The 23,314-nt window shown below is 70.1% G+C and carries 19 protein-coding genes and 1 tRNA gene; 10 read left to right on the forward strand and 10 right to left on the reverse strand.

Going from position 1 to position 23,314, the window contains the following annotated elements; translation table 11 throughout:
• Positions 1-8: 8 nt before the first annotated feature.
• Entirely contained in the window at positions 9-1,130 is a 1,122-nt protein-coding gene (locus Q0858_RS14695; protein ID WP_299055856.1) for a mandelate racemase/muconate lactonizing enzyme family protein, read from the forward strand.
• Positions 1,127-1,816 carry a FadR/GntR family transcriptional regulator gene (locus Q0858_RS14700; protein WP_299055858.1) on the forward strand — a complete coding sequence of 230 codons (690 nt, stop codon included), beginning with the start codon at positions 1,127-1,129 and terminating at the stop codon, positions 1,814-1,816. The genes Q0858_RS14695 and Q0858_RS14700 overlap by 4 nt, the downstream gene beginning before the upstream one ends.
• A gap of 1,683 nt (positions 1,817-3,499) precedes the next feature.
• On the opposite strand, the gene Q0858_RS14705 is transcribed toward Q0858_RS14700, so the two are convergent.
• A tRNA-OTHER gene (locus Q0858_RS14705) sits at positions 3,500-3,611 on the reverse strand.
• Positions 3,612-4,102: 491 nt separating this feature from the next.
• On the opposite strand from Q0858_RS14705, the gene Q0858_RS14710 reads away from it, so the two are divergent.
• Entirely contained in the window at positions 4,103-5,707 is a 1,605-nt protein-coding gene (locus tag Q0858_RS14710; protein WP_299055860.1) for an SIR2 family protein, read from the forward strand.
• Positions 5,708-6,225: 518 nt separating this feature from the next.
• Here the strand turns inward: Q0858_RS14710 and Q0858_RS14715 are convergent.
• The 6 genes from Q0858_RS14715 to kdgD form a co-directional block, all read right to left on the reverse strand.
• Positions 6,226-6,618: a universal stress protein gene (locus tag Q0858_RS14715; protein WP_299055863.1), complete on the reverse strand. Its 393-nt coding sequence runs from the start codon at positions 6,616-6,618 to the stop codon at positions 6,226-6,228.
• A 73-nt stretch (positions 6,619-6,691) separates the two neighbouring features.
• Complete coding sequence (locus Q0858_RS14720; RefSeq protein ID WP_299055865.1) at positions 6,692-7,081, reverse strand: universal stress protein; 390 nt, start codon at positions 7,079-7,081, stop codon at positions 6,692-6,694.
• Positions 7,078-8,031: a 2-hydroxyacid dehydrogenase gene (locus Q0858_RS14725; RefSeq protein WP_299055867.1), complete on the reverse strand. Its 954-nt coding sequence runs from the start codon at positions 8,029-8,031 to the stop codon at positions 7,078-7,080. Before Q0858_RS14725 ends, Q0858_RS14720 begins: the two co-directional genes overlap by 4 nt.
• Before the next feature lie 30 nt (positions 8,032-8,061).
• Positions 8,062-9,402, reverse strand: a complete 1,341-nt coding sequence (locus tag Q0858_RS14730) for an enolase C-terminal domain-like protein (protein WP_299055871.1) — start codon at positions 9,400-9,402, stop codon at positions 8,062-8,064.
• Positions 9,395-11,002, reverse strand: coding sequence for an aldehyde dehydrogenase (NADP(+)) (locus tag Q0858_RS14735; RefSeq protein WP_299055874.1), 1,608 nt, complete (start codon positions 11,000-11,002; stop codon positions 9,395-9,397). The genes Q0858_RS14730 and Q0858_RS14735 overlap by 8 nt, the downstream gene beginning before the upstream one ends.
• Before the next feature lie 2 nt (positions 11,003-11,004).
• On the reverse strand, positions 11,005-11,919 hold the full coding sequence (kdgD, locus tag Q0858_RS14740; RefSeq protein ID WP_299055876.1) for a 5-dehydro-4-deoxyglucarate dehydratase: 915 nt from the start codon (positions 11,917-11,919) through the stop codon (positions 11,005-11,007).
• 226 nt (positions 11,920-12,145) lie between these two features.
• Between kdgD and Q0858_RS14745 the strand changes: the two genes are divergently transcribed.
• The 6 genes from Q0858_RS14745 to Q0858_RS14770 all read left to right on the forward strand — a co-directional run bounded on the left by Q0858_RS14745 (position 12,146) and on the right by Q0858_RS14770 (position 18,570).
• Positions 12,146-13,720, forward strand: coding sequence for an ABC transporter substrate-binding protein (locus Q0858_RS14745; protein WP_299055878.1), 1,575 nt, complete (start codon positions 12,146-12,148; stop codon positions 13,718-13,720).
• An 82-nt stretch (positions 13,721-13,802) separates the two neighbouring features.
• Complete coding sequence (locus Q0858_RS14750) at positions 13,803-14,732, forward strand: ABC transporter permease (RefSeq protein ID WP_299055881.1); 930 nt, start codon at positions 13,803-13,805, stop codon at positions 14,730-14,732.
• 1 nt (position 14,733) lies between these two features.
• Positions 14,734-15,771 (forward strand): ABC transporter permease, encoded by a 1,038-nt coding sequence (locus Q0858_RS14755; protein WP_299055883.1) that lies wholly within the window; start codon positions 14,734-14,736, stop codon positions 15,769-15,771.
• The gene (locus Q0858_RS14760; protein WP_299055885.1) at positions 15,768-16,799 is read left to right on the forward strand and encodes an ABC transporter ATP-binding protein; all 1,032 of its coding nucleotides are present in this window, start codon (positions 15,768-15,770) and stop codon (positions 16,797-16,799) included. Before Q0858_RS14755 ends, Q0858_RS14760 begins: the two co-directional genes overlap by 4 nt.
• Positions 16,796-17,836, forward strand: a complete 1,041-nt coding sequence (locus Q0858_RS14765) for a dipeptide ABC transporter ATP-binding protein (protein ID WP_299055887.1) — start codon at positions 16,796-16,798, stop codon at positions 17,834-17,836. The genes Q0858_RS14760 and Q0858_RS14765 overlap by 4 nt, the downstream gene beginning before the upstream one ends.
• The gene (locus Q0858_RS14770; protein WP_299055890.1) at positions 17,836-18,570 is read left to right on the forward strand and encodes a sulfite exporter TauE/SafE family protein; all 735 of its coding nucleotides are present in this window, start codon (positions 17,836-17,838) and stop codon (positions 18,568-18,570) included. The genes Q0858_RS14765 and Q0858_RS14770 overlap by 1 nt, the downstream gene beginning before the upstream one ends.
• A gap of 333 nt (positions 18,571-18,903) precedes the next feature.
• Here the strand turns inward: Q0858_RS14770 and Q0858_RS14775 are convergent, their stop codons facing one another.
• The 3 genes from Q0858_RS14775 to Q0858_RS14785 all read right to left on the reverse strand — a co-directional run bounded on the left by Q0858_RS14775 (position 18,904) and on the right by Q0858_RS14785 (position 22,095).
• Positions 18,904-19,905, reverse strand: coding sequence for a 2-hydroxyacid dehydrogenase (locus Q0858_RS14775; RefSeq protein WP_299055893.1), 1,002 nt, complete (start codon positions 19,903-19,905; stop codon positions 18,904-18,906).
• Positions 19,902-21,221 carry a glucarate dehydratase family protein gene (locus Q0858_RS14780; protein ID WP_299055895.1) on the reverse strand — a complete coding sequence of 440 codons (1,320 nt, stop codon included), beginning with the start codon at positions 21,219-21,221 and terminating at the stop codon, positions 19,902-19,904. The genes Q0858_RS14775 and Q0858_RS14780 overlap by 4 nt, the downstream gene beginning before the upstream one ends.
• A 64-nt stretch (positions 21,222-21,285) precedes the next feature.
• Positions 21,286-22,095, reverse strand: a complete 810-nt coding sequence (locus Q0858_RS14785) for an IclR family transcriptional regulator (protein ID WP_299055898.1) — start codon at positions 22,093-22,095, stop codon at positions 21,286-21,288.
• Positions 22,096-22,289: 194 nt separating this feature from the next.
• Here Q0858_RS14785 and Q0858_RS14790 point away from each other — a divergent pair, with 194 nt between their 5' ends.
• Positions 22,290-23,312: an extracellular solute-binding protein gene (locus tag Q0858_RS14790; RefSeq protein WP_299055900.1), complete on the forward strand. Its 1,023-nt coding sequence runs from the start codon at positions 22,290-22,292 to the stop codon at positions 23,310-23,312.
• The last annotated feature ends 2 nt before the right edge of the window (positions 23,313-23,314 follow it).

Consider the following 23,314-nt stretch of genomic DNA (forward strand, 5'->3'; position numbering starts at 1 on the left):
GTGACCCCATGCCCGACGCCATCCGTCATCTGACCCTCTCGCACGTCGTCCTGCCCATCGACAACCCCGTCAGCGACGCCAAGGTGCTCACCGGGCGGCAGAAGCCGCTGACCGAGACGGTGATGCTGTTCGTCGAGGTGCTGACCGAGGACGGCCACCGGGGCATGGGGTTCAGCTACTCCAAGCGCGCCGGCGGTCCGGCGCAGTTCGCGCACCTGCGCGAGGTCGCCGAGGTCGCGATCGGGCAGGACCCCTCCGACATCGCGAAGATCTACGAGTCGCTGATGTGGGCGGGCGCCTCCGTCGGCCGCTCAGGCGTCGCGACCCAGGCCGTCGCCGCCCTCGACGTCGCGCTGTGGGACCTGAAGGCCCGCCGCGCCGACCTCCCCCTGGCGAAGCTGCTCGGCGCGCACCGTGACTCGTGCCGCGTCTACAACACCTCCGGCGGCTTCCTGCAGGCTGGAGTCGAGGAGATGAAGGAGAAGGCCACCGCCTCCCTCGAGGCCGGGATCGGCGCCATCAAGATCAAGGTCGGCCAGCCCGACTGGCGCGCCGACCTCGACCGCGTCGCCGCGCTCAAGGAGCACCTCGGCGACGTCCCGCTCATGGTCGACGCCAACCAGCAGTGGGACCGCGCCCGCGCCCGCCGCATGTGCCGCGAGCTCGAGCAGCACGACCTGGTGTGGATCGAGGAGCCCCTCGACGCCTGGGACGCCGTCGGCCACGCCGACCTCTCCCACACCTTCGACACCCCCATCGCCACCGGCGAGATGCTGACCTCGGTGGGCGAGCACATGGCGCTGATCGACGCGGGATACCGCGGCATCGTGCAGCCCGACGCCCCCCGCATCGGCGGCATCACGCCGTTCCTGAAGTTCGCGACGCTCGCGAACCACGCCGGCCTGGCGCTGGCGCCGCACTACGCGATGGAGATCCACCTGCACCTGGCGGCGGCGTACCCGACCGAGCCGTGGGTGGAGCACTTCGAGTGGCTGGCCTCGCTGTTCGAGGAGCAGCCGGAGATCCGCGACGGGCGGATGTGGGTGCCGGACCGTCCGGGTCTGGGGTTCACCCTGACCCAGCGGATGCGGGACCTGACCAAGGAGACCGCCTCGATCGGACGCCCGTGACCAGGACCCCCGGCGGCCTCGCCGCCCGCGTGGTGTCCGGGTTGAAGGACCGGGTGCTGGCCGGCGAGCTCGCCCCCGGCACCCGCCTGCCGAGCGAGGCGGAGCTGATCGAGACGTACGGCGTCTCGCGGACGGTGGTCCGCGAGGCCGTCGGCCAGCTCCGCGCCGAGGGCCTGGTCGAGACCCACCAGGGACGCGGCTCGTTCGTGCTCGCCGTCCCCGAGCCCTCGACGTTCAGCCTGGAGTCCTCGGCGATCCGCTCCCAGCACGACGTCCTGGCGATGATCGATTTCCGCCTGGGCGTGGAGTGCGAGGCCGCCGCCCTGGCCGCCCGAGCGATTACCCCAGAGTCAGCCGAGGCGGTGCGTGCGGCGCTCGCCCAGCTCGAGACCGCCGCCCCCTCCGACGCCGTCGAGGCCGACTTCGCCTTCCACCGCGCCATCGCCGCCGCCACCGGCAACCGCTTCTACCTCGACCTGCTTGACTCACTCGGGCCGATGATGATCATGCTGCCCCGGACACGCCTCGGCGACGCCCACTCCCACTCCGAGGCCGAACACGTCGCGCGGGTGCAACGCGAACACGCTCAGGTCGCGGACGCCGTCATGGCGGGCGACGCGAGGACAGCGCACGCGGCCATGCGGGTGCACCTAGGCAACACACGGCGACGGCTCACACGCTCGTAACCTCGACGTGGCCTCGAGAACGTACTTGGTGACCTGACGCGGCACCCTCCGCGGCAGCGGGCGTCGCGTTCGAGATGCCTAGCCAGCCTTCGACGAAGGTCATCCAATTGGCGCGGGTCGGGGTGAAGAGCAAGACGAGACAAACCGGGGATTCGGGCCTCGCGGCGTCTCGCCGCCAAGTCGGTCAGAGACCGCCTCAAAACCAGGATCCACGCCGCGATCGGCGGCTGGAAAGACCACTATTGCTCTTTGGAGTGGACCAAGACCGCCGCACAGATCCTCGCAAAACGAATCGTCCAACAACATGACACCCGCGCCAAGCGATCGCAGATCTCCTTTGAACTGCTCCCCTCAAGCGCACTGCCCGCTATCGTGCCAAGCAGACTCCACGCCATGCACTAAAGCCTACGTCGTGGCAGCATTCGTCGAACCGCCTGAGCACGACAACCCGCGAGTGTACGTAAGCGATGACTGCGCTATTGGGGCGGAATGAATCCCGGGGTCAGGAAATCGCGACACGAGTTCCAGACCCCAGCAGCGCCTAGCACTGTCGCCCCTTCATTAGAGGTAACTGCGCAACGCGACCAGTATTACGGCCGCAGTGACCGCCAGTTGCGGTCGTACTGCCAGGCGAACGAATCACCCGAAGAATGGCAAGACCGGGCAAAAGCGGACCCGGTGTCTGTTTGCTGCTCGCACACTGACCATCTCGACGCGATATACGGCTAATCGGGGATGGTGCGCCCTCTCCATAGATCGACCCTTCAACACGAAGTCCCTCGAGTGACACCAGCCTCAAACTCAGCGGAAAGGACGGCGGAGCATCTGGAGTTGAGGTGGCATGGGTGGGTCTTTTAGACCACCCTGACTACTTCTCCCATCGACAAACCTCCGACGCAAGTTAGACAGCCAGCGCTCCTCATCCGAGGATTCTAGACGAATCGCAGCATGCATCATACGTCGATGGTGGACAGGGAAGTCGCGCTCAAAAGCCTGATGTGTGACCAAGGCGTCAAAAAAACACTTCCAGTAGTGCTCCAGGAGATTAGACATTACCGTAACCCGGAATAATGAGATTTCTTGAAGTTTTTCAGTCCGGGTCTCATTGACACCATCCGATGATCTCGCTAACGCGGTTCGCCATTCGCCGTGGGCCAAGGAGTTTCGAGTATCGATTAGCGGGTCAAGATACTCACGCGCTACGCGGCTTAAATCTGCGTATCGCCGCTTATCATCGCCAGTCAATCTTCGCGGCATCTCGCCAGGACCAACCAGAACAGGGGGATCGCGACGCGATAAGCGATCGCTAAAAGCCAAACGCAAAAGCAGTTTCCAGCGCGAGGCGATACCGCCCTTTAGAGCCTCGGCTCGCTGAGTAGTATCGAGTCGTGAATCCGGGTGCCAAACGAGCCAACCCAGACGCGCCTCATATTGCGCCGCTAGGAGTAGGTAAGCAACTCTCGCCGTCGTGTCGGCAGCCACCATCCGCCCGTCAGTGTTTGCCCCTGAGATCCTCGATGCCGGGGCCCGGGCAGCCTGACTTTTCGCTTGTAGCAGCACTTGCCGCAAAGCAGACGTGCCCGTTCGAACGTTTTCGTCGATAGCAGCAAAGAGCCGAAGCTCATCCTCTGACATCTGCCACCTCTCGTACCGACGCAAGACATGACCCGTGGTGCATGTCCTCCGCCGGTACGGGAGTCGAACCCGAAAACTCCTGTCTCATCGGTGGTGACGCGCTGCGCATGCTCTCGGCGACACCCCTCCACAGACGTGTTTCCCATTACACCAACCGGCCACGACGGGGGCGACCCCGGCGGGAGCAGTACTGTAACAGGGGGGTCATGAGGCCAGCAGGCGCAGTCGGAGCTTCTTATGATTCCTGACCGCCCGCCCACGCTTGGGCGTACGTCTACACGTCGCGCATAGGGGTCGCGGCACATACGGTGCGCGCGGTAGGCACCCTGACGGCCTAGGTGCAGAGTTGCCGCGGCATCGGATGTGTTTCTAAGCCGCGGGTCTATATCAAAGGGACGGTGCCGCCGCCCCGCGCTCCTCGTCCGGCCCACTGCCCGTTGGCGAGGTATTTGTGCTGCGATCGGTTCTAAACCGACTCAACTCGGCCACTAGAAGGCAAGTCGACTTCCAGGAACCGGACACACATCCTGCGGCGACAAAAGAGATCGGACCCGACCGCAGCCTCGGCCATACTCTCAGTCGAGCCACCTCCGAACCGTGAACCTTGAGAACTCATGGCCAGGAAGCCAATGGTCTTCTAGAGTCACTTGAGTGTCGACCGATTACTACGCCAAGTTGCCAAGACTCCTGCAAGACGAGCTATTGGAGGGGCGTTGGTTGCCAGTCGTGGGTGCGGGGATGTCCGCCAACGCTGTTGCTTCAGACGACCGCAAGCCCCCAGGCTGGGCGAAGCTCGCGAAAGACATTGAGTTGTACTTGGACGATGAACACGGCTCGACTGGTGCGATCGACGCAATTAGCAACTTTGAGCAGCGGTACGGCCGACTGCCGCTAATCGACAAACTACGCGACCTGCTTCTGATTGATGAAGTCAAGCCAAGCCAGCTCAATATTGAACTTGGTCGGATTCCGTTCGATGCAGTTCTCACGACCAATTTCGACTTTGTGCTCGAGGACTCATGGCGCGAGTTGAACTGGCCTTTTGAGCCAATCGTGGGCGAGCAGAGGCTAGCTGCTCGCCGCCGTAGCCGCGCGACCCTCCTCGTGAAATTTCATGGCGACGTGCATCATCCGGATGAATTGGTTGCCACCGAGAATGACTATGATGGCTTCTTAACGAAGTACCCACTGTTAGCAACTTTCGTAGCCAACCTGCTCATCACTCGCGTCCCAGTTCTCATTGGCTACTCTGCAGACGACCCTGACTTCAGGGCCCTGCTGGCTCTGATCAAGAATCGATTGGGCTCAAACAGTTCTACACCATGGGTTATTCTGGCGACTGGAACCACCAGTCAAGTTAGTCGATTCGAACGTCGCGGCGTGCGAGTTGTCGTTCTGGAATCTCGTCGGGGAGTTAGTCGGACGTCGGTCTTCCAAAACTTCTTCAAGCAGTTGGCCGACGCACTCGAGGGGTCAGCAGCTTCACGCGCAGAATCGACCGAGGACTCCTTGTTAGCGGAGCTCCGAGTGCCAGTTCCTTCGGGGACGATGGTCGTTTTTCTTGGCGGCAACGAGGCCCTTGCGCGCTACCGCGAGGCAATATTCCCGGCGTTGCGCATGAACGGGCTCATCCCCGTGACACCCGACGATATTCAGAGCCAGCCCTCGCTGCACCTTGCGTCGTTGAGCCAACTCTTAAGGCGCGCGGCCGCTGTCGTTCTGGATGGAAGAAACCGTGATCAGTCAGCCGCCCTTGAGATCGGGGTGGCTCGTTCCACAGTAGATCCACAAAGAATGATTGTTGTCGACCCTGACGCAAACGCAGAAGTTGGTGGCAGGCGAGTCGTGTCGGAAGAAGCGGATGAGTTCGACCTCTATGGATTAATGACCATCGAGGATCGGGTGTTTGACGAGATTCTTCAGATGGTGGGACCAAGGACACCCGCGCTGACTGCAAACTCGGTCACCAGTCGGTTGAAGAATGGGGATAGCACTATGGCCTTTCTTGAGGCAGTTGTTGCCATTGAGGCTCAATTGAGAAGCCGGCAAGGCTTCCGGCAACAGTCGTTTCGACAACTGGTTAATGAGGCCAACATTCCGAAGGAGTACGTGCCCACCCTCCACGAGGCATACAAGTTGCGTGGAGAGTTTCTGCATCGCGGAATCCAGCCTCCCGCGGCGAAAGCGTCAGAAATGACATTAAAGTTGCTGTCGATCCTCGGAAGCCTGCCGCAGATTGATCTGCCGGAACGCTAGAGCATGTCCTGAGCTCAAGGTCGGCACCAATGTCAGGCCCCAGCAAGCCCTGGCCATTTATTGATGTACGCATGCTACAACTTATCCATCTATTTCAGAGGCCAGCACCATTGCGCACGCGCAAATCCCAGATGCTCGCGCCCAGTCGTTGAGGCGCTCCGAGCCCTAGCGAGAAAAGGACGAAATATGGTGACAATACGTCGATCGGACGCCAAAGATTCCACCTACGAGAACTGGGTCACTACACTGCACTGCGGCAATCAAAAGTCCCTTGATGTCTTTGAAGAGGCGTTGCACCCGGGCGAGCACCCTTGAAACCGAGTGAGCCGGCGCGCGTTTAGGTGACCCGGTTCTGAAGCAAGCAGGAATGGGTGGTCGTTGCATTCCGACTCCCAGCCTTGTGGCTCGACCGTTGGCGCCACGGGCTCTAGCTTTTCGTCAGTTCACACTAGAACCTCTACCGCTGCGCCGACACGCACTCCTTTAAAAATCCAGGATCCTTCGTGCGAGCAGGAGCCCTACTGTGGCTTCACCGCCAACACCGGCACGGGCAGCTCGAGGAGCAGGCGCTGGGCGTTGCTGCCCATGACGAGCTTGCCGACCGGCGTACGACGGCGCAGGCCGATGACGGCGAGGGTGATGGGGTGCTTCTCGGCGAGGCTCACGAAGGTGTCGACGAGGGACGAGCCGTGCTCGGCGTGGTCGACGGTCGCGGTGACGCCGGCGTCCTTCGCGCGCTGGACCAGCGTGGAGCTGGCGGCGGAGTCGAGCATCGAGCCGTCGACGGGGACGCCGCGGCGGGGGCTGTTGAGGATGACGGCGTCCTCGCCGCGCAGGCCGGCCTCGCGCAGGCCGGCGTCCAGCGCCGCCTCGCCCTCGGGGGTGGGCACGTATCCGATCAGGATGGTCACGGCCTGACGTCCTCTCGCTCGGAGCTGTCGCGGGCCGGGTCGGCTTCACGAGACCACCTGCAGCGTCGCAGACTCAGCCGGTGGGCTCCACCGGCGGCTTCACGGCGGTGACCGGGCAGCGCGCCTCGAGGATGACCCGCTGCGTCAGCGAGCCGAGGAGCAGCTTGCCGACCGCCGACCGGCGGCGCTGGCCCATGACCAGCAGCTCCACCCCGGCCTCGTAGGAGAGGTCGATGAGGGCGTCCGCGAGGTCGTGCTCGGAGTCCACCAGCTGGATCGTCACCGTCCGCGAGCGCAGGGTCGCCTCGGCGAGCGCGCGGTCGGCCGCGAACTCCGGGGTCTCCCCCACCGCGCGGGGGCTGACGATCACCAGGTCGGAGCCGTGCAGCGCGCACTCGTGCACGGCGTGGCCGAGCGCGGCGCGGCTCTCCGGGGTGCCGAGGTACCCGAGCCCGATGCTCATCGGACCGACTCCGGCACCGGGGTGACGAGCTCGCCACGGTCGAGAAAGGCCTCGAGGTTGTCGAGCGTCAGCTGCTCCATCGCCGCGCGCGTCTCGACGGTGCCGCTGCCGAGGTGCGGCAGCAGGACGACGTTGTCGAGGCCGAGCAGGGCGTCGGGGACCTTCGGCTCGTGGGCGAAGACGTCGAGGCCGGCGCCGGCGAGGCCGCCGGAGACCAACAGGTCGACGAGGGCGTCCTCGTCGACCACGGACCCGCGGGCGATGTTGATCAGCCAGCCGTCGGGACCGAGGGCCTTCAGCACCGTCCGGTCCACCAGGTTCGCGCTCTCCGGCCCGCCGGAGGTGACGACGACCAGGATGTCCACGGCGGCGGCGAGCTCGGCGGGCGAGGCGGCGTACGCGTAGTCGACGCCGTCGACCTGGCGCCGGGAGTGGTAGGTGATCGGGCAGCCGAAGGCCTCGAGGCGCTGCGCGACGGCGCGGCCGATGCGGCCCAGGCCGAGGATCCCCACCCGCTTGCCGGACAGCCGCCGCATCAGCGGGAACGACTTGCCCGCCGACCAGTCGCCCCCGCGTACGAACCGGTCGGCGGACGACAGGCCCCGGAGCACGTCGAGCGCGAGCCCGACCGCGGTGTCGGCCACGCAGTCGGTCAGCACGTCCGGGGTGTTCGAGACGACGACGCCGCGCTGCTGGGCGGCGGCGACGTCGGTGGTGTCGTAGCCGACGCCGAAGTTGCAGACCGCCTCCAGCGACGGCAGCGCCGCCATCAGCTCGGCGTCCACCCCGAAGCGGCCGGAGGTCACGACCACGCGGACGTCGCTGCCGTGCTCGGCGAGGTACGCCGCGCGCTCACCGGGGTCGGTCGGCAGCACGGGCGCGTCGTGGGTCTCGGCGAGCGTCGCGACCAGGGAGGGCTTGAGGTCTCCGACCGTCAGCACCTGGGACATGGCATCTGCCTTCCGTCGTTCATGGGGCGGTCATCGGTCGAGCGCCGGGCGCTTCGGGTCGAAGGTCCAGCCGGGCACGAGGTACTGCATCGCCACGGCGTCGTCGCGCGCGCCGAGGCCCTCGGCGAGGTAGAGCTTGTGGGCGGCGGCGAGCCGGTCCTCGTCGAGCTCGACCCCGAGGCCGGGGGCGTCGGGCACGGTGAGGTGGCCGTCGGTGATCCGCAGCGGGTCGCGGGTCAGACCCTGCCCGTCCTGCCAGATCCAGTGGGTGTCGATCGCGGTGATCTCCCCCGGCACGGCGGCGGCCGCGTGGGTGAACATCGCCAGGGACACGTCGAAGTGGTTGTTGGAGTGCGACCCCCACGTCAGGCCCCAGCTCTCGCACAGCTGACCCACCCGCACCGAGCCGGCCATCGTCCAGAAGTGCGGGTCGGCGAGCGGGATGTCGACCGCCCCCGACCGCACCGCGTGGCCGAGCTGGCGCCAGTCGGTGGCGATCATGTTGGTCGCGGTCGTCAGGCCGGTGGCGCGCTTGAACTCCGCCATCACCTCGCGCCCCGAGAAGCCGTTCTCGGCGCCGCAGGGGTCCTCGGCGTACGCCACGACGCCACGCAGCGCGCGGCCGTGGCGGATCGCGTCGGCGAGGAGCCAGCCGCCGTTCGGGTCCAGGGTCACGCGGGCCTCGGGGAACGCTGCGGCGAGCGCGGTGACGACCTCGACCTCCTGCTCGCCGGGGAGCACTCCCCCCTTGAGCTTGAAGTCGGCGAAGCCGTAGCGCTCCTGCGCCGCCCGGGCGAGCGCGACGACGCCGTCGGCGTCCATCGCCTCCTCGTGGCGCAGCCGCGACCAGTCGTCGGCCGCGTCGGACCCCGCGTCCGGCCCCGCGTCGTACGCGAGGTCGGTGCGGCCGCGGTCGCCGACGAAGAACAGGTAGCCCAAGGCGGGCACCCGGTCGCGCTGCTGGCCGTCGCCGAGCAGCTCCGCGACGGGGACGCCGAGGTGCTGGCCGTGGAGGTCGAGCAGCGCGGACTCCAGTGCGGTGACGACGTGGACGGTGGTGCGCAGGTCGAACGTCTGCAGACCGCGTCCCCCGGCGTCGCGGGAGGCGTACGCCGCGCCGATGCCGCGCAGCAGGCTGCGGAAGCCCGCGACCTCCTGGCCGATGAGCCGGTCGCCGGCCTCGACGAGGGTGCTGCGGATCGCCTCCCCGCCGGGGACCTCCCCGACGCCGACGAGGCCGTCGGAGTCGGTGAGGACCACGATGTTGCGGGTGAAGTAGGGCCCGTGCGCGCCGCTGAGGTTGAGCAGCATCGAGTCGTGGCCCGCGACGGGCACGACCCGGACCGACGCGACGACCGGACGATCAGCCACGACCCGGCTCACCGTCGACGAGCCGCCACAGCCCCAGGCTGTTGTCGACGTCCACCTCGGCGGGCAGCAGCGCCGGCGGCACGTCCTGGTAGGCGACGGGACGCACGAACCGCTCGATCGCCAGGGTGCCGACCGACGTCGACCGCCCGTCGCTCGTCGCGGGGAACGGGCCGCCGTGCACCATCGCGCTGCCGACGTCGACGCCGGTCGGCCAGCCGTTGAACAGCACCCGGCCGACCTTGGTCTCGAGCACGTCGAGCAGGCCCGCGGCGGCGGCGTGGTCGGACTCGACCGCGTGGACGGTGGCGGTGAGCTGGCCCTCGAGCCGCTCGGCGACGCCGGCGAGCTCCTCGGCGTCGTCGACCTGCACGACCAGGGAGGACGAGCCGAAGTTCTCCTCCTGCATCGCGGGCTCCGCGGCGAAGTCGCCGAGGGCGGCGGTGAAGACGTGGGCCTGGCCGCCGGCGGCCAGGGACTCGTCCTGCTTGCCGCTGCCCACCGTGGCCACCCCGTCGAGCGCGCCCGTGCTGGCCACGCCCTCGACGTAGGAGGCGTGGATGCCCGGGTTGAGCATCGGCAGCGCCGGGCTGTCGGCCAGGCGCGCGGCGACGGCGGCGAGGAAGGCGTCGAGGTCGGGCCCACGGACGCCGAAGACGAGGCCCGGGTTGGTGCAGAGCTGGCCGACGCCGACGGTGAGCGAGTCGACGTACGCCGCCGCGAGCGCCTCGGGCCCGGTCGCGAGGGCCCCGGGGAGCAGGAAGACGGGGTTGATGCTGGACATCTCGGCGTACACCGGGATCGGCACGGGCCGCCCGGCCGCCGCGGCGACGAGCGCGAGGCCGCCGGAGCGGGAGCCGGTGAAGCCGACGGCGCGGATCCGCGGGTCGGTCACGAGGGCCGTGCCGACGCCGCGGCCGTCGCCGTACACCATCGAGAAGACGCCCTCGGGCAGGTCGTGGGCGGCCACCGCTGCCGCCAGGGCGCCCGCGACGAGCTCGGAGGTGCCGGGGTGGGCGCTGTGCGCCTTGACCACGACGGGGCAGCCGGCGGCCAGCGCGGAGGCGGTGTCGCCGCCGGCGACGGAGAAGGCCAGCGGGAAGTTGCTGGCGCCGAAGACCGCGACCGGGCCCAGCGGGATCTTGCGCTGGCGCAGGTCGGGGCGCGGGAGGGGCTTGCGGTCGGGCAGGGCCGGCTCGACGCGGGCGCCGACCCAGCTGCCCTCGCGGACGAGCGCGGCGAAGCGGCGCAGCTGGCCGACGGTGCGGCCCAGCTCGCCCCGCACGCGGGGCTCGACGATGCCGGTCTCGAGCTGCACCTGCGCGACGAGGGTCTCGCCGAGGGCCTCCACGTTGTCGGCGGCCGTCTCCAGGAACGCGGCGCGCTCGCTCGGGGAGGTCCTGCGGTACGTCGCGAAGGCGGCGTCGGCGAGCTCGGCGGCGCGGGCGACGTCGTCGGTGCCGCCGAGGCCGTACGCCGGCTCGAGCTCGGCGCCGGTGCGGGGGTCGACCCCGCGCACGGTGCCGTGGCTGCCCCTCACGCGGGTGGCACCGAGGAACATCTCCCCGGTGAGGGTGCTGGTGCTGGTCTGCGTGGCCGTCATGGTCACACCACCTTCTTGACGAGGTCGGTCAGCTCGGCCATCTCGGACTCCGAGAGGTCGGTGAGCGGGGGACGGACGGGGCCCGCCGGTCGCCCGGCCGCGGCCAGGCCGGCCTTGACGATGGACACGCCGTACCCGGCCTCGCGGTCGCGGATCGCGATGTAGGGGACGACGAACTCGGCGAGCATCCGCTGCACGGTCTCACGCTCGTGCGCGCGCACCGCGGCGTAGAAGTCGACGGCCCACTGCGGGGCGAAGTTGAAGATCGCGGAGGAGTAGGTGCTCACCCCGAGCTCGAGGTAGGGCATCGCGTAGGTCTCCGCGGTGGGCAGGCCGCCGATGTAGACCAGCCGGTCGCCGAGCTCGGCGTGGAGCGTCACGAGGAGGTCGATGTCGCAGACCCCGTCCTTGAAGCCGATGAGGTTGGGGAACTCCTCGGCCAGGCGGATCACCGTCTGCGCGTCGTAGCGGGCGTTCGCGCGGTGGTAGACGATCACGCCGAGCGAGGTGGCCGAGCAGACCCGCGCGACGTGGTCGAAGAGGCCCTGCTTCGGCAGCTCGGTGAGGTACGGCGGGAGCAGCAGGATGCCGTCCGCGCCGATCTCCTCGGCCTGGCGTGCCATCTGGATGGCCTGCGAGGTGCCGTAGCCGGCGGCGCCGAGCACCGGGGTGCCGTCGGAGATCTCGTCGACGGTCGCGCGCAGGACCTGGGCCACCTCGTCGTGGGTGAGGGAGAAGAACTCCCCCGTACCGCCCGCGGCGAAGAGTCCGGCCACGTCGTACTGGTCGAGGTGCCGCAGGTGCTCGCGGTAGGCCGCCTCGTCGAAGGAGAGGTCCGCCGTGGTGTGCGTGACCGGGAAGGACAGCAGCCCACGGCCGAGCGCCTGGGCCAGCTCGTCGGGTGAGTAACGCGCCATCGATGTCTCCTGACTGGGGTGTCGTGGCCGCCGGTCGGCACACGTCAACGTGAGCGCCACGTTAGCAGCACTCAACTACCTATTGGAACATCGTCTGCGTATGTGTATGGTTCTCGACGTGATGTGAGGTGGGTCATGCGTTGACGGTCCTCGGGGGCGCTTCTACTGTGATCCACACTCACGTACGACATCCTCATTCGTAGATGAGCCGTCAAACGGAGGACCCATGACCCACTCGCGAAGCCCGCGCCCCCTGCGCTCGGTCGCACGACCGGCCACGCTGGGCGCTCTCGCGCTCGGCCTCGCCGTCAGCGCGACCGCGTGCTCCGTCAGCAACAGCGGTGGCTCCGGCAGCAGCGCCGACGGCTCCACCGTCCGCATCGTGCTGCCGGAGGAGCCGCCCACGCTCGAGCCCTGCGAGGCGTCGCTGACCTCGACCGGCGTCGTGGTGCGCTCCAACATCACCGAGCCCCTCGTCGAGCGCGACCCCACCAGCGGCGAGCTCGGCCCCAAGCTCGCGACGGAGTGGGAGCAGACCGCGGACGACACGTGGACCTTCTCGCTGCGCGACGACGTCACCTTCAGCGACGGCACCCCCTTCGACGCGGAGGCCGCCGCCTTCTCGATCGACCGCGCGGTCAACTCCGACCTCGGCTGCAACGTCGAGGGCTACGTCTTCGGTGACGTCGACCTCGAGCTGGAGGCCACCGACGCCACCACGCTGACCGTGACCACGCCCGAGCCGGACCCGATCCTGCCGCTGCGCATCTCCTTCGTGGAGATGGTCCCGCCCTCCACCGACACCGCCGAGAAGGTCCGCGAGCCCGTCGGCACCGGCCCGTACGCCGTCGACGTCTGGGAGGCCGGCCAGAGCCTGACCCTGGCCGCCAACCCCGAGTACTGGGGCGACGCGCCCGCCTACGACGCCGCCAACTACGTGTGGCGCAGCGAGGGCAGCGTCCGCGCCGCGATGGTGACCAACGACGAGGCCGACGTCGCGACGGGCCTCGGGCCCACCGACGGCGCCGGCGACCTCGCCGTCGAGTACCCCAACAACGAGACGACTGCGGTCCGCATCCAGACCACCACGCCGCCGCTGGACGACATCCGCGTGCGCCAGGCGATCAACATGGCCGTCGACCGCGAGGGCATCACGAGCTCGCTGTTCGGCGAGTCCGCCGAGGTCGCCGCGCAGCTCGTGCCGTCGGGCATCGTCGGGTTCAACGAGGAGCTCGAGCCCGCGCCGTACGACCCGGAGGCGGCGCGCGCGCTGCTCGACGAGGCCGAGGCCGACGGCGTCGACCTCTCCCCGCAGATCCGCCTGATCAGCCGTACGGCGCTGTTCCCCCGCGTCGAGGAGACCCTGCAGGTCATCCAGCAGGACCTCTCCGACCTGGGTCTCGACGTCGAGATCGAGCTGATGGACACCGCGGGCTCCACCGAGTACCAGGAGCGCCCGTTCCCGGAGGACTCCGGCCCGTACCTGCTGGTGATCCAGCACGGCAACCAGGCCGGTGACGCCGCCTTCTCCATGGACCAGTACCTGCTCTCCGACGGCTTCCAGAGCTCGGGCGGCACCGAGGAGCTGGACCAGCAGATCCGCTCGGCCGAGGAGCTCACCGGCGACGAGCGCCAGGAGGGCCTCGCCGACGTCTTCGCCGAGGAGCCCACCGAGGTCGGCCAGTTCGCCTACCTCGCTCACATGAACGGCGTGCTGGCCGTCGGGCCGAACGTCTCCTACGAGCCGAACTCGGCCACGGGCGACGAGATGCACGTGTTCGAGATGTCGCCGAGCAGCTGACGGCCTGGAGGGCCGGCGACGACCTCGCCGGCCCTCCGCCCCGCTCCACCCCCGATCCCCCGACGGACACCCGAGGAACCCGATGCTCACCTTCCTGCGCAAGCGGGCGCTGACGAGCCTGCTGCCGCTGCTGCTCGTGCTGCTCGGCGTGTTCGTGCTCGCCCGGCTCACGGGCAACCCGGCGTCGCTCTACCTGCCCGAGTCGGCGACCCCCGCCCAGCGGGCGGCGTTCACCGAGCGCAACGGCTTCGACGACCCGATCTGGCGCCAGCTGCTCGACTACCTCGGCGGCGTGCTGCAGTTCGACTTCGGCACCTCGCTGCGCACCGGCGAGGCCGCCTCGACCATGGCGCTGCGGGCCTTCCCCGCCACCCTGCAGCTCGCGGCCGCCACGATGATCATCGCGATCGTCCTCGCGGTCGTGATCGGCAGCTGGGCGGCGTACCGGCCCAACTCGATCGCCGACCGGATCTCCTCGTTCCTGTCGATGACCGCGGCGAGCGTGCCGGACTTCTGGATCGCGATCATGGGCATCTACCTCTTCGCGGTCGTCCTCGGCGTGCTGCCGACGTCGGGCACGAACGCCGGGGCGCTGTCGTGGATCCTCCCGGTCGCCACGCTCGCCATCCGCCCCGTCGGCGTCCTCACCCAGGTCGTCCGCGGCGCGATGGTCTCCGCGCTCTCGGCGCCGTACGTGCGGCTGGCGCGGAGCACCGGCGCCGGCGACGTCCGCGTCGTCACCCACCAGGCTCTGCGCAACGCGGCGGCCCCCGCGCTCACCGTCGCCGGCGACCTCACCGTCGGCCTCGTCAACGGCGCGGTGGTCGTCGAGACCATCTTCGGCTGGCCGGGCATCGGCAAGCTCATGATCGACTCGATCGTCGGCCGCGACTTCGCGGTCCTCCAGGCGGCGGTGCTGCTGACCGCGATCTCGATCTTCGTGCTCAACGTCCTGATCGACCTGGGCTACGCGCTGCTCGACGCCCGCGTCCGCGAGAAGGCGAAGGCCTGACATGACCCTCGACAACCCGACCGAGCCCGTGAAGAGCGAGGCCAAGGCCGCCGAGCCCGCCACGCCCGAGAAGGCCCGGGCCGCGAAGATCTCGATGTGGGGCCTGCTGTGGCGCGACAAGGTCGCGCTCGTGGCCGCCGCCGTGCTGGTCGCGCTCGCGCTGGTCGCCGTCCTCGGCCCCACGCTGGTCGGCGACGCCGCCACCGACCAGGACCTCGCCGCCGGCGTCACCCCGCCCCGTCTCGGCGACGGCTGGGTCAACTGGCTCGGCACCGACCCCCTGGGCCGCAGCCTGCTGGGCCGCATCGTCGTCGCGACGCAGACCACCTTCTCCGTCGCGGTGCCCGCCGTGATCATCTCGATGGTCATCGGCTCGCTGATCGGGATGTGGGCCGGCTACCACCGCGGCGTCCGCGAGACCATCGCGATGCGCATCGCCGACGTGATCATGAGCTTCCCCTCGCTCCTGCTCGCCGTCGTCGTGCTCTACGTCTTCTCCCCCAGCGCCGCCAACATCGTGCTGGTCCTCGCCATCACCCGGATCCCGATCTACTTGAGGACCGCCCGCGCGGAGTCCGCCGAGCTGCAGAGCCGGACCTTCGTCGACGCGGCCCGCACCTTCGGCACGCGGCCCAACGCGATCATCCGGCGCCACGTCTTCCCGATCGTGCTGCCGACGCTGCTCACCGTCGCGACGCTCGACTTCTGCTTCGTGATGCTCGCCGAGTCGTCCCTGTCCTTCCTGGGCATCGGCATCCAGCCCCCGGACGTCTCCTGGGGCCTGCTCGTGAGCCAGGGCCGCACCTACCTGCAGACCGCCTGGTGGCTGTCGTTCTTCCCCGGCCTGGCCATCGTCGTGACCACCGTGTCCACGACGATCCTCGCCTCGTGGGTGCGGATCGCGACCGACCCCGACCAGCGCTGGCGCCTCACCGTGCCGCGCTCCTCGCGGCGCAAGCTCGCCCGCGCCGACAAGGCCGCCGCCCGCCGCCGCGCCCGCGTCGGCGCCGCCACCTCGACTGTCCAGGAGAAGCGATGACCGCGACGTACGACCTGCCGGACGCCGGCACGGGCGGGACCGCCGCCGGCACGGGCTCCGTCGTCCTGGACGTCGACGGGCTGTCCGTCGACATCCGCACCCCGCAGGGCGTCGTACGAGCGGTGGACGGGGTGTCGTTCGGCGCCCGCCGCGGCGAGACGATCGCGCTGCTCGGGGAGTCGGGCTGCGGCAAGTCGATGACGGCCCAGGCGATCGTCGGGCTTCTCGCCCCGGTGGCCGACGTGTCCGCCGGCGAGGTCCGCCTCGACGGCACCGACCTGGTCACCGCCAGCCGCAAGCAGCGCCGGGCGCTGGCCGGGCCCGAGATCGCCATCGTCTTCCAGGACGCCCTCACCGCGCTCAACCCGGTCTACACGGTGGGCTACCAGCTGGCGGAGCCGTTCCGGATCCACCGCGGCATGTCGCGCAAGCAGGCGCGCACCGAGGCGATCGCCCTCATGAAGCGCGTGGGGATCCCCGAGCCCGAGAGCCGGGTCGACAACTACCCCCACCAGTTCTCCGGCGGCATGCGCCAGCGGCTGCTGATCGCGATCGCGGTCGCCCTGTCCCCCACCGTCCTGCTCGCCGACGAGCCGACCACCGCGCTCGACGTCACTGTGCAGGCGCAGATCATGCAGCTGCTCACCGACCTGCGCAGCGAGCGCGACATGGCCGTCGTCCTCATCACCCACGACCTGGCGCTCGTCTCCGAGCAGGCCGACCGCGTCGTGGTGATGTACGCCGGGACCGTCGTCGAGCAGGGACCCGTCGGCGAGGTCTTCGGCCGGCCGCGCCACCCGTACACCAAGGGCCTGCTCGACTCCGTGCCCGCCGGCGCGACCCGCGGCAGCGACCTGCGGTCGATCGGCGGGTCCCCGCCGGAGCTGCAGGACATCCCCGCGGCCTGCGTCTACCAGGACCGCTGCCCGCTGGTGCAGGACATCTGCCGCACCGAGCGGCCGGCGCCGCGCCACGTCGGGACCGACCACGCCTCGGCGTGCCACTTCAGCGAGGAGGTGTCGCGATGAGCGTCACCCACGACAGCACCGAGGCCACGTCGGGCACCCGGCCGCAGGGCGACGCCCTGCTCCAGGTGCGCGACCTGACGAAGGTCTTCGACGTCCGCCAGGGCCGGCAGACCACCCACCTGCGGGCCCTCGACGGCGTCACCCTCGACCTGCGCCGCGGCGAGACCCTCGGCCTGGTCGGCGAGTCCGGCTGCGGCAAGTCGACGCTGGCCCGCACGCTGCTGATGCTCGAGCGGCCCAACGCCGGCACGATCCGCTTCGACGGGGTCGACCCGCTGTCGCTGAGCGGCAAGGAGCTGCTGGCGTTCCGGCGCCGGGTGCAGATGGTCTTCCAGGACCCCTTCGCCTCGCTCAACGCCCGCATGACCGCCGGTGAGATCGTCGGCGAGCCGTGGGCGACCCACAAGGACCTGTACGCCACCTCCCGCGACCGCGCGGCCCGGGTGCGGGAGCTGCTGTCGCTGGTGGGGCTGCGTCCCTCCGACGCCGACAAGTTCCCCCAGGAGTTCTCCGGCGGCCAGCGCCAGCGCCTCGGCATCGCCCGCGCCCTGGCCCTGAACCCCGACGTCATCGTCTGCGACGAGCCCGTCTCCGCGCTCGACCTGTCGGTGCAGGCGCAGGTGCTGAACCTGCTCAACGACCTCCAGCAGCAGCTCGGGGTCTCCTACCTCTTCATCTCCCACGACCTGTCCGTGGTGCGCCACGTCGCGGACCGCGTGGTGGTGATGTACCTCGGCCGGATCATCGAGCAGGGCGACACCGAGCCGACGTTCGACCGCCCGCTGCACCCGTACACGGGTGCGCTGATGTCGGCGGCGCCGTCGCTGGGGGCCCGGACACGCGAGCAGATCATCCTGTCCGGCGAGATCCCGTCGCCGCTGAACCCGCCGTCCGGCTGCCGCTTCCGCACCCGGTGCTGGAAGGCCACCGACGAGTGCGCCACCACCCCGCCCGTCGTGCAGGGGTCGGGACCGGAGCACACCGCCGAGTGCTTCCACCCCCTCGGGGCCTCGGAGCTCGTCGACGTCGCCCCGTGATGCCGGGACTGCCCGCGGTGTCGATCGCGGGCTTCCTGGTCATCGCCGTCGCGGTCGTCCTGGCCTCGGCGCTGCAGGCCTCGATCGGCTTCGGGATGGGCATGTTGGCCGCGCCGATCGTCGCGTTGGTCGACCCCTCGCTGCTGCCTGGGACGCTCATCGTGCTGGCCGTGGTGGTGACGGTGCTGGTGGTGCTCGCCGAGCGGCAGCACGTCGACCTGACGGGCACCGGGTGGGCGATGGCAGGCCGGGTGCCGGGGTCGGTGGTCGGGGCGCTGCTGGTCGCGACGCTCCCCCAGCGCGGGCTCGCGCTCCTGCTGGCCGCCGTCGTGCTCCTCGGCGTCGCGGTCACCTCGCTGGGCTGGGCCCCGGCCCCCCGTCGTACGACCCTGGTCGCCGCGGGCGGCGCCTCCGGCGTGCTCGGCACCGCCACCTCGATCGGCGGACCGCCGATGGCGCTGGTCTGGCAGGGCAAGGAGGGCCCCGGCCTGCGGGGCACGATGAGCGGCTTCTTCCTCGTCGGCTCCCTGATCTCGATCGCCACCCTGGCCGTCGCCGGGGCGATCACGACGCACGTCCTGCTCGCGGTCGCGTGGCTCGCGCCGCTGCCGGTCCTCGGCTGGGCCCTGTCGCTGCTGCTCAACCGCCACCTCGACAAGCAGCGCCTGCGCCGCACCGCGATCGTGGTCTCCGCGCTCGGCGCCGCAGTCCTGGTGGTCCAACAGCTCGTCTGACCGCCGAGTCGGCCCGAACGCACGTGCTCACGGCGCCGAGTCGGCCCGAGCGCACGTCCTGATGGCGCCGAGTCGGCCCGAACGCACGACCTGACGGCGCCGAGTCGGCCCGAACGCACGACCTGACGGCGCCGAGTCGGCCCGAGCGCACGACCTGACGGCACGGAGTCGGCCCCAACCATCGCAGTTCGGGCCGACTCGAGGCCGATACGGCGTGGGTTCGGGCCGACTCGAGGCCCGTACGGCGTGCGTCCGGGCCGACTCGAGCCCCGTACGACGTGCGTCCGGGCCGACTCGAGCCTTCTGAGGCGTGCGTTCGGGCCGACTCGGCGGTCAGCGGGCGACGGGGTTGCGCAGCGGCCGGCCGGCGGCGAGGGCGTCGACGTTGTCGGTGACGTCGCCGGCGCGGCCGGCGAAGACCTCCGCGGTGTGGCCGGACTGGTGCGGGGTGAGGACGACGTTGTCGAGGCCCGTGAAGTCGAGGTACGACGGCGGCGGGGCGTCGGGGTCGCGCGGGTTGCGCCACCACACGTCGATCCCGGCGCCGGCGATCCGGCGCTCGGTCAGGGCGTCGTGCAGCGCCTGCTCGTCGACGACCGCCCCGCGGGCGACGTTGACGAGCACCGCCGTCGGCTTCATCGCCGCCAGCTCGGCGGCACCGATCAGACCGGTGGTGCCGGGTCCGAGGGGCACGGTGACGACCACGACGTCCGAGGCCGCGAGCAGCGCGAGGAGGTCGCCCTCGCCGCCCACCCAGTCGACCTGGCCCGCGTCGAGGCCGGCGGGCAGCGGGGCGTCGGGACGCCGTCGTACGGTCCGGACACGCATGCCGAGCGCCGCACCGGCGCGGGCGACGGCGGCGCCGATCTCGCCGAAGCCGACGACGCCGAGCGTCCGGCCGCCGAGGACGCCGCCGAAGGGGTGTCCGGGGGTCGCGACGGCGTTCGACCAGGTCCCGCGCCGCATCGCCGCGTCGCTGGCCATCACGCCACGGAGGAGCATCATCGAGACCATCACGACGTGCTCGGCGATGGAGCGGCCGTGGTGGTAGGTGTTGGCGAGCGCCACGCCGTCCCGCAGCGCGGCGGTGTCGATCTTGTCGGTGCCTGCGCCGGTGACCTGGACCAGCCGCAGCCCGGTCATCGCGTCCAGCAGCGGCGCGCGGGCCGAGGAGCAGACCAGCACGTCGTACGACGCCAGGGCGGCGGGGTCGGGCAGTCCGTCGAGGGCCCAGTCCCAGGTGTGGGGTGACGCCCCGTCGCGGGTGAGGACGTCGGCGAAGCGCTCCATCACCGGCTCGGTGATGAGGACGCGGAGCCCGGGTGCGGCGCTCACCAGCGCGGGATCGTGTTGTCGAAGTCCGGCTGGAAGCGGCGCATGTAGCCGGTGTCGTCGCGCTCGGTGAGGCCGCAGCGCTCGTACTGCTCGTGGAGGCGGTCGAGCCGGTCGCGGCCGAGCTCCACCCCGAGGCCCGGCCCGGTCGGCACCGGGACGGCGCCGTCCTCGATCCGCAGGACGCCGTCCACGACGACGTCCTCGTCGGCGCGCTTCCACGGCCAGTGGGTGTCGCAGGCGTAGTCGAGGTTGGGCGTCGCGGCCGCGAGGTGGGTCATCGCGGCCAGCGAGACGCCGAGGTGGGAGTTGGAGTGCATCGACAGGCGCATGCCCCAGGTGCGGCAGATGGTGGCGAGCTGCTGCGACTGCCGCAGGCCGCCCCAGAAGTGGTGGTCGCTCAGGATCACCTGGACGGCGTCCTGCGCGACGGCCGGCGGCAGGTGGTCGAACGCCACGACGGCCATGTTGGTGGCCAGCGGCATCGCCGCGGCGCGGGCGACCTCCGCCATGCCGTCGATGCCGGGGGCGGGGTCCTCGAGGTACTCGACGACGCCGGCGAGGTCGGCGGCGACCTGGATCGAGGTCGGCACGGTCCAGGCGGCGTTGGGGTCGAGGCGCAGCGGGAGGTCGGGGAACGCCTCGCGCAGCGCGCGCATGGCCGCGACCTCCTCGGCGGGCGGCATCACGCCGCCCTTCAGCTTGAGCGCGGTGAAGCCGTAGGTGTCGACGAGGCGGTGGGCCTGGGCCACGATGCCGGCCGGGTCGAGGGCCTCGCCCCACTCGTCGTAGGGCTCGCCCGGGTGGCCGGCCCACTTGTAGAAGAGGTAACCGGAGTAGGCCACGCGGTCCCGCACGGCGCCCCCGAGCAGGTCGGACACCGGGACGCCCGCGAGCTTGCCCTGCAGGTCGAGCGCGGCGACCTCGAACGGGGAGAAGACGCGGTCGGGGGTGGCGGAGCCGGTGACCATGCCGGACATCCCGTGCCCGCCGATGCCGTCGTCGGTGGCCAGCGACTCGACGACGGCCCGGCGGATGCCGTTGGTGTCGTGGACGTCGAGGCCCACCAGGTGCTCCGCCGCACGGCGCAGCCGGGTCAGGTGCGGCAGGTCGCCGTACGACTCGCCGAGGCCGTAGGTGCCGTCGGCGAGGACCACCTCGACGACCGAGCGCAGGGCGTACGGCTCGTGCACGCCGACGCTGTTGAGCAGCGGCGGGTCGCGGAAGGCGACCGGGGTGACGACGACGTCCGCGATGCGCGAGCGCGTCGGGGAGTCGTCGACGGACGGGTGGACTGTCGGCTCACGGAGGGACGTCACTCCCGCAGTGTGTCATGCGTCTACGAGTGCAGACAACACCCACGAGTGCGAACAGGGTGGCGGGCTAGCTCCAGGCGATCGACTGGCTCATCGGTCCCACGACCCGGGCGATCCGGTCGCCGACGTGGCGCAGCGTCTCGGTGATCTCGCGCTCGCGGGCCTCGTCGAGCCGCACCATCGGGATCGAGGCGCTGATCGCGTCCGTCGGCGGGTCGGCGTACCGCAGGGCGACGGCGAAGCAGCGCAGGCCGAGGGTGTTCTCCTCGTTGTCGATCGAGAAGCCCCGCTCTCGTGTGAGCCGGAGGTCCTCGGCGAGCGAGTCACGGTCCGTGTGCGTCTTCGGGGTGACCGGGCTGAGCTCGGCGGGCAGGTGCTCCTCGAGCTGCTCCGGGGGCAGCTGAGCGAGCACCGCCTTGCCGAGCGAGGTGGAGTACGCCGGCAGCCGGCGCCCGACGCGGCTGTACGGGCGGAGGTACTGGCTCGACTCCCGCGTCGCGAGGTAGACGACGTCGGCGCCGTCGATGCGGCCGAAGTGGAAGGTCTCGTCGAGGGCCTCGCGCAGCTCGTCGAGGAACGGCGCGACCATCGGCAGGTAGGGGTCGGTGTCGAGGTAGCTCGTGCCAGCCAGCAGCGCGCGGATGCCGATCCCGTAGAGGGTGCCGGTGGTGTCGGCGCGGACCCAGCCGTGCTTGGCGAGCGTCCGCAGCAGTGCGTGGAGGCTGCTGCGGGGGACGCCGAGCGCCTCGCTCAGCTCACGCAGGCGCACCGGCCGGTTCTGGCGGGCCGCCAGGAACTCGAGGATCTCGACCGTCCGGGCCGCGGACTTCACCTCACGGACGCCCCCGGCCGGGGCGGAGCTCACGTTCTCACTCATGGTTCTCCGTCGCTGGGGGCCGACCTGGCCCAGAGAGCCCACAGCATAGTCGAGCAGGTAGACGCTTGCCCACATATGAGGACGACGTCCTCGCGGCCGCCTGCCCCGTCGCTCCGCGGCGACTGCTCTCGGAGATAGGTAAGCCTTGCCATATCCTCTGGACGGACGTCTCCCCCACCCGAACGAGGACCCTCATGCGCCGCCGCTTCGTGAGCCTGATCGCCTGTGCGCCGCTGGTGCTGACGACCGCCGGGTGCGGGATCTTCGGCTCGGGCGGCGAGGACGCCGACCTGCAGGTCTACTCCGCTCGCCACTACGACCTGGAGGAGGCGTTCGCCGACTTCACGGACGACACCGGCATCACCGTCGAGTTCCTGTACGGCGAGGACGCCGAGCTGCTGGAGCGCCTCCGGTCCGAGGGCGAGGACACCCCGGCCGACCTGTTCATGACCGTCGACGCCGGGATGCTGTGGAAGGCCGCCGAGGAGGGGGTCCTGGCGCCGGTGGAGTCGCGCGCGATCGAGACCGCCGTCCCCCGCGACCTCCGCGACCCCGAGGGCCGCTGGGCCGGTCTGGCGATGCGGGCGCGGACCCTGATGTACGACCCGCGGACCGTCGACCCCGCCGACTTCGACCCCGTCGACAGCTACGCGGGCCTCGGCGACCCGCAGTGGGAGGGCCGGCTGTGCATGCGCGACGAGACGTCGTCGTACGTGCAGTCGCTGGTCGCGAGCCTCATCGACACCCAGGGTCGCGAGAAGGCGCTCGAGACCGTGCAGGGCTGGGTCGACAACGACGTCGAGATCGTGAGCAACGACGTCGAGCTGCTCGAGACCATCGCCGCGGGCGGCTGCGAGGTCGGCATCACCAACCACTACTACCTGGCGCGCCTGCTCGAGGAGGACCCCGACCTGCCGGTGGCGCCGTACTGGGCCAGCCAGGAGGGCGACGGCACCCACGTCAACATCTCCGGCGCGGGCGTGGTCGAGGGCTCGGACGCCGCCCCCGAGGCGCAGCAGCTGATGGAGTGGCTCGCCACCGAGGGCCAGAGCGACTTCGTCGACGACAACCACGAGTACCCCGTCAACCCGGACGTCGCGCCCGAGGACCTCATCGCCACCTTCGGCGAGTTCGACCGCATGCAGGTCGACGCGGCGGCGTACGGCGCCCGCAACGCCGAGGCCGTCGAGCTGCTCGACGAGGCGGGCTACCGGTGACC

The sequence above is a fragment of the uncultured Nocardioides sp. genome (assembly GCF_947489365.1).
GTDB lineage: Bacteria > Actinomycetota > Actinomycetes > Propionibacteriales > Nocardioidaceae > Nocardioides.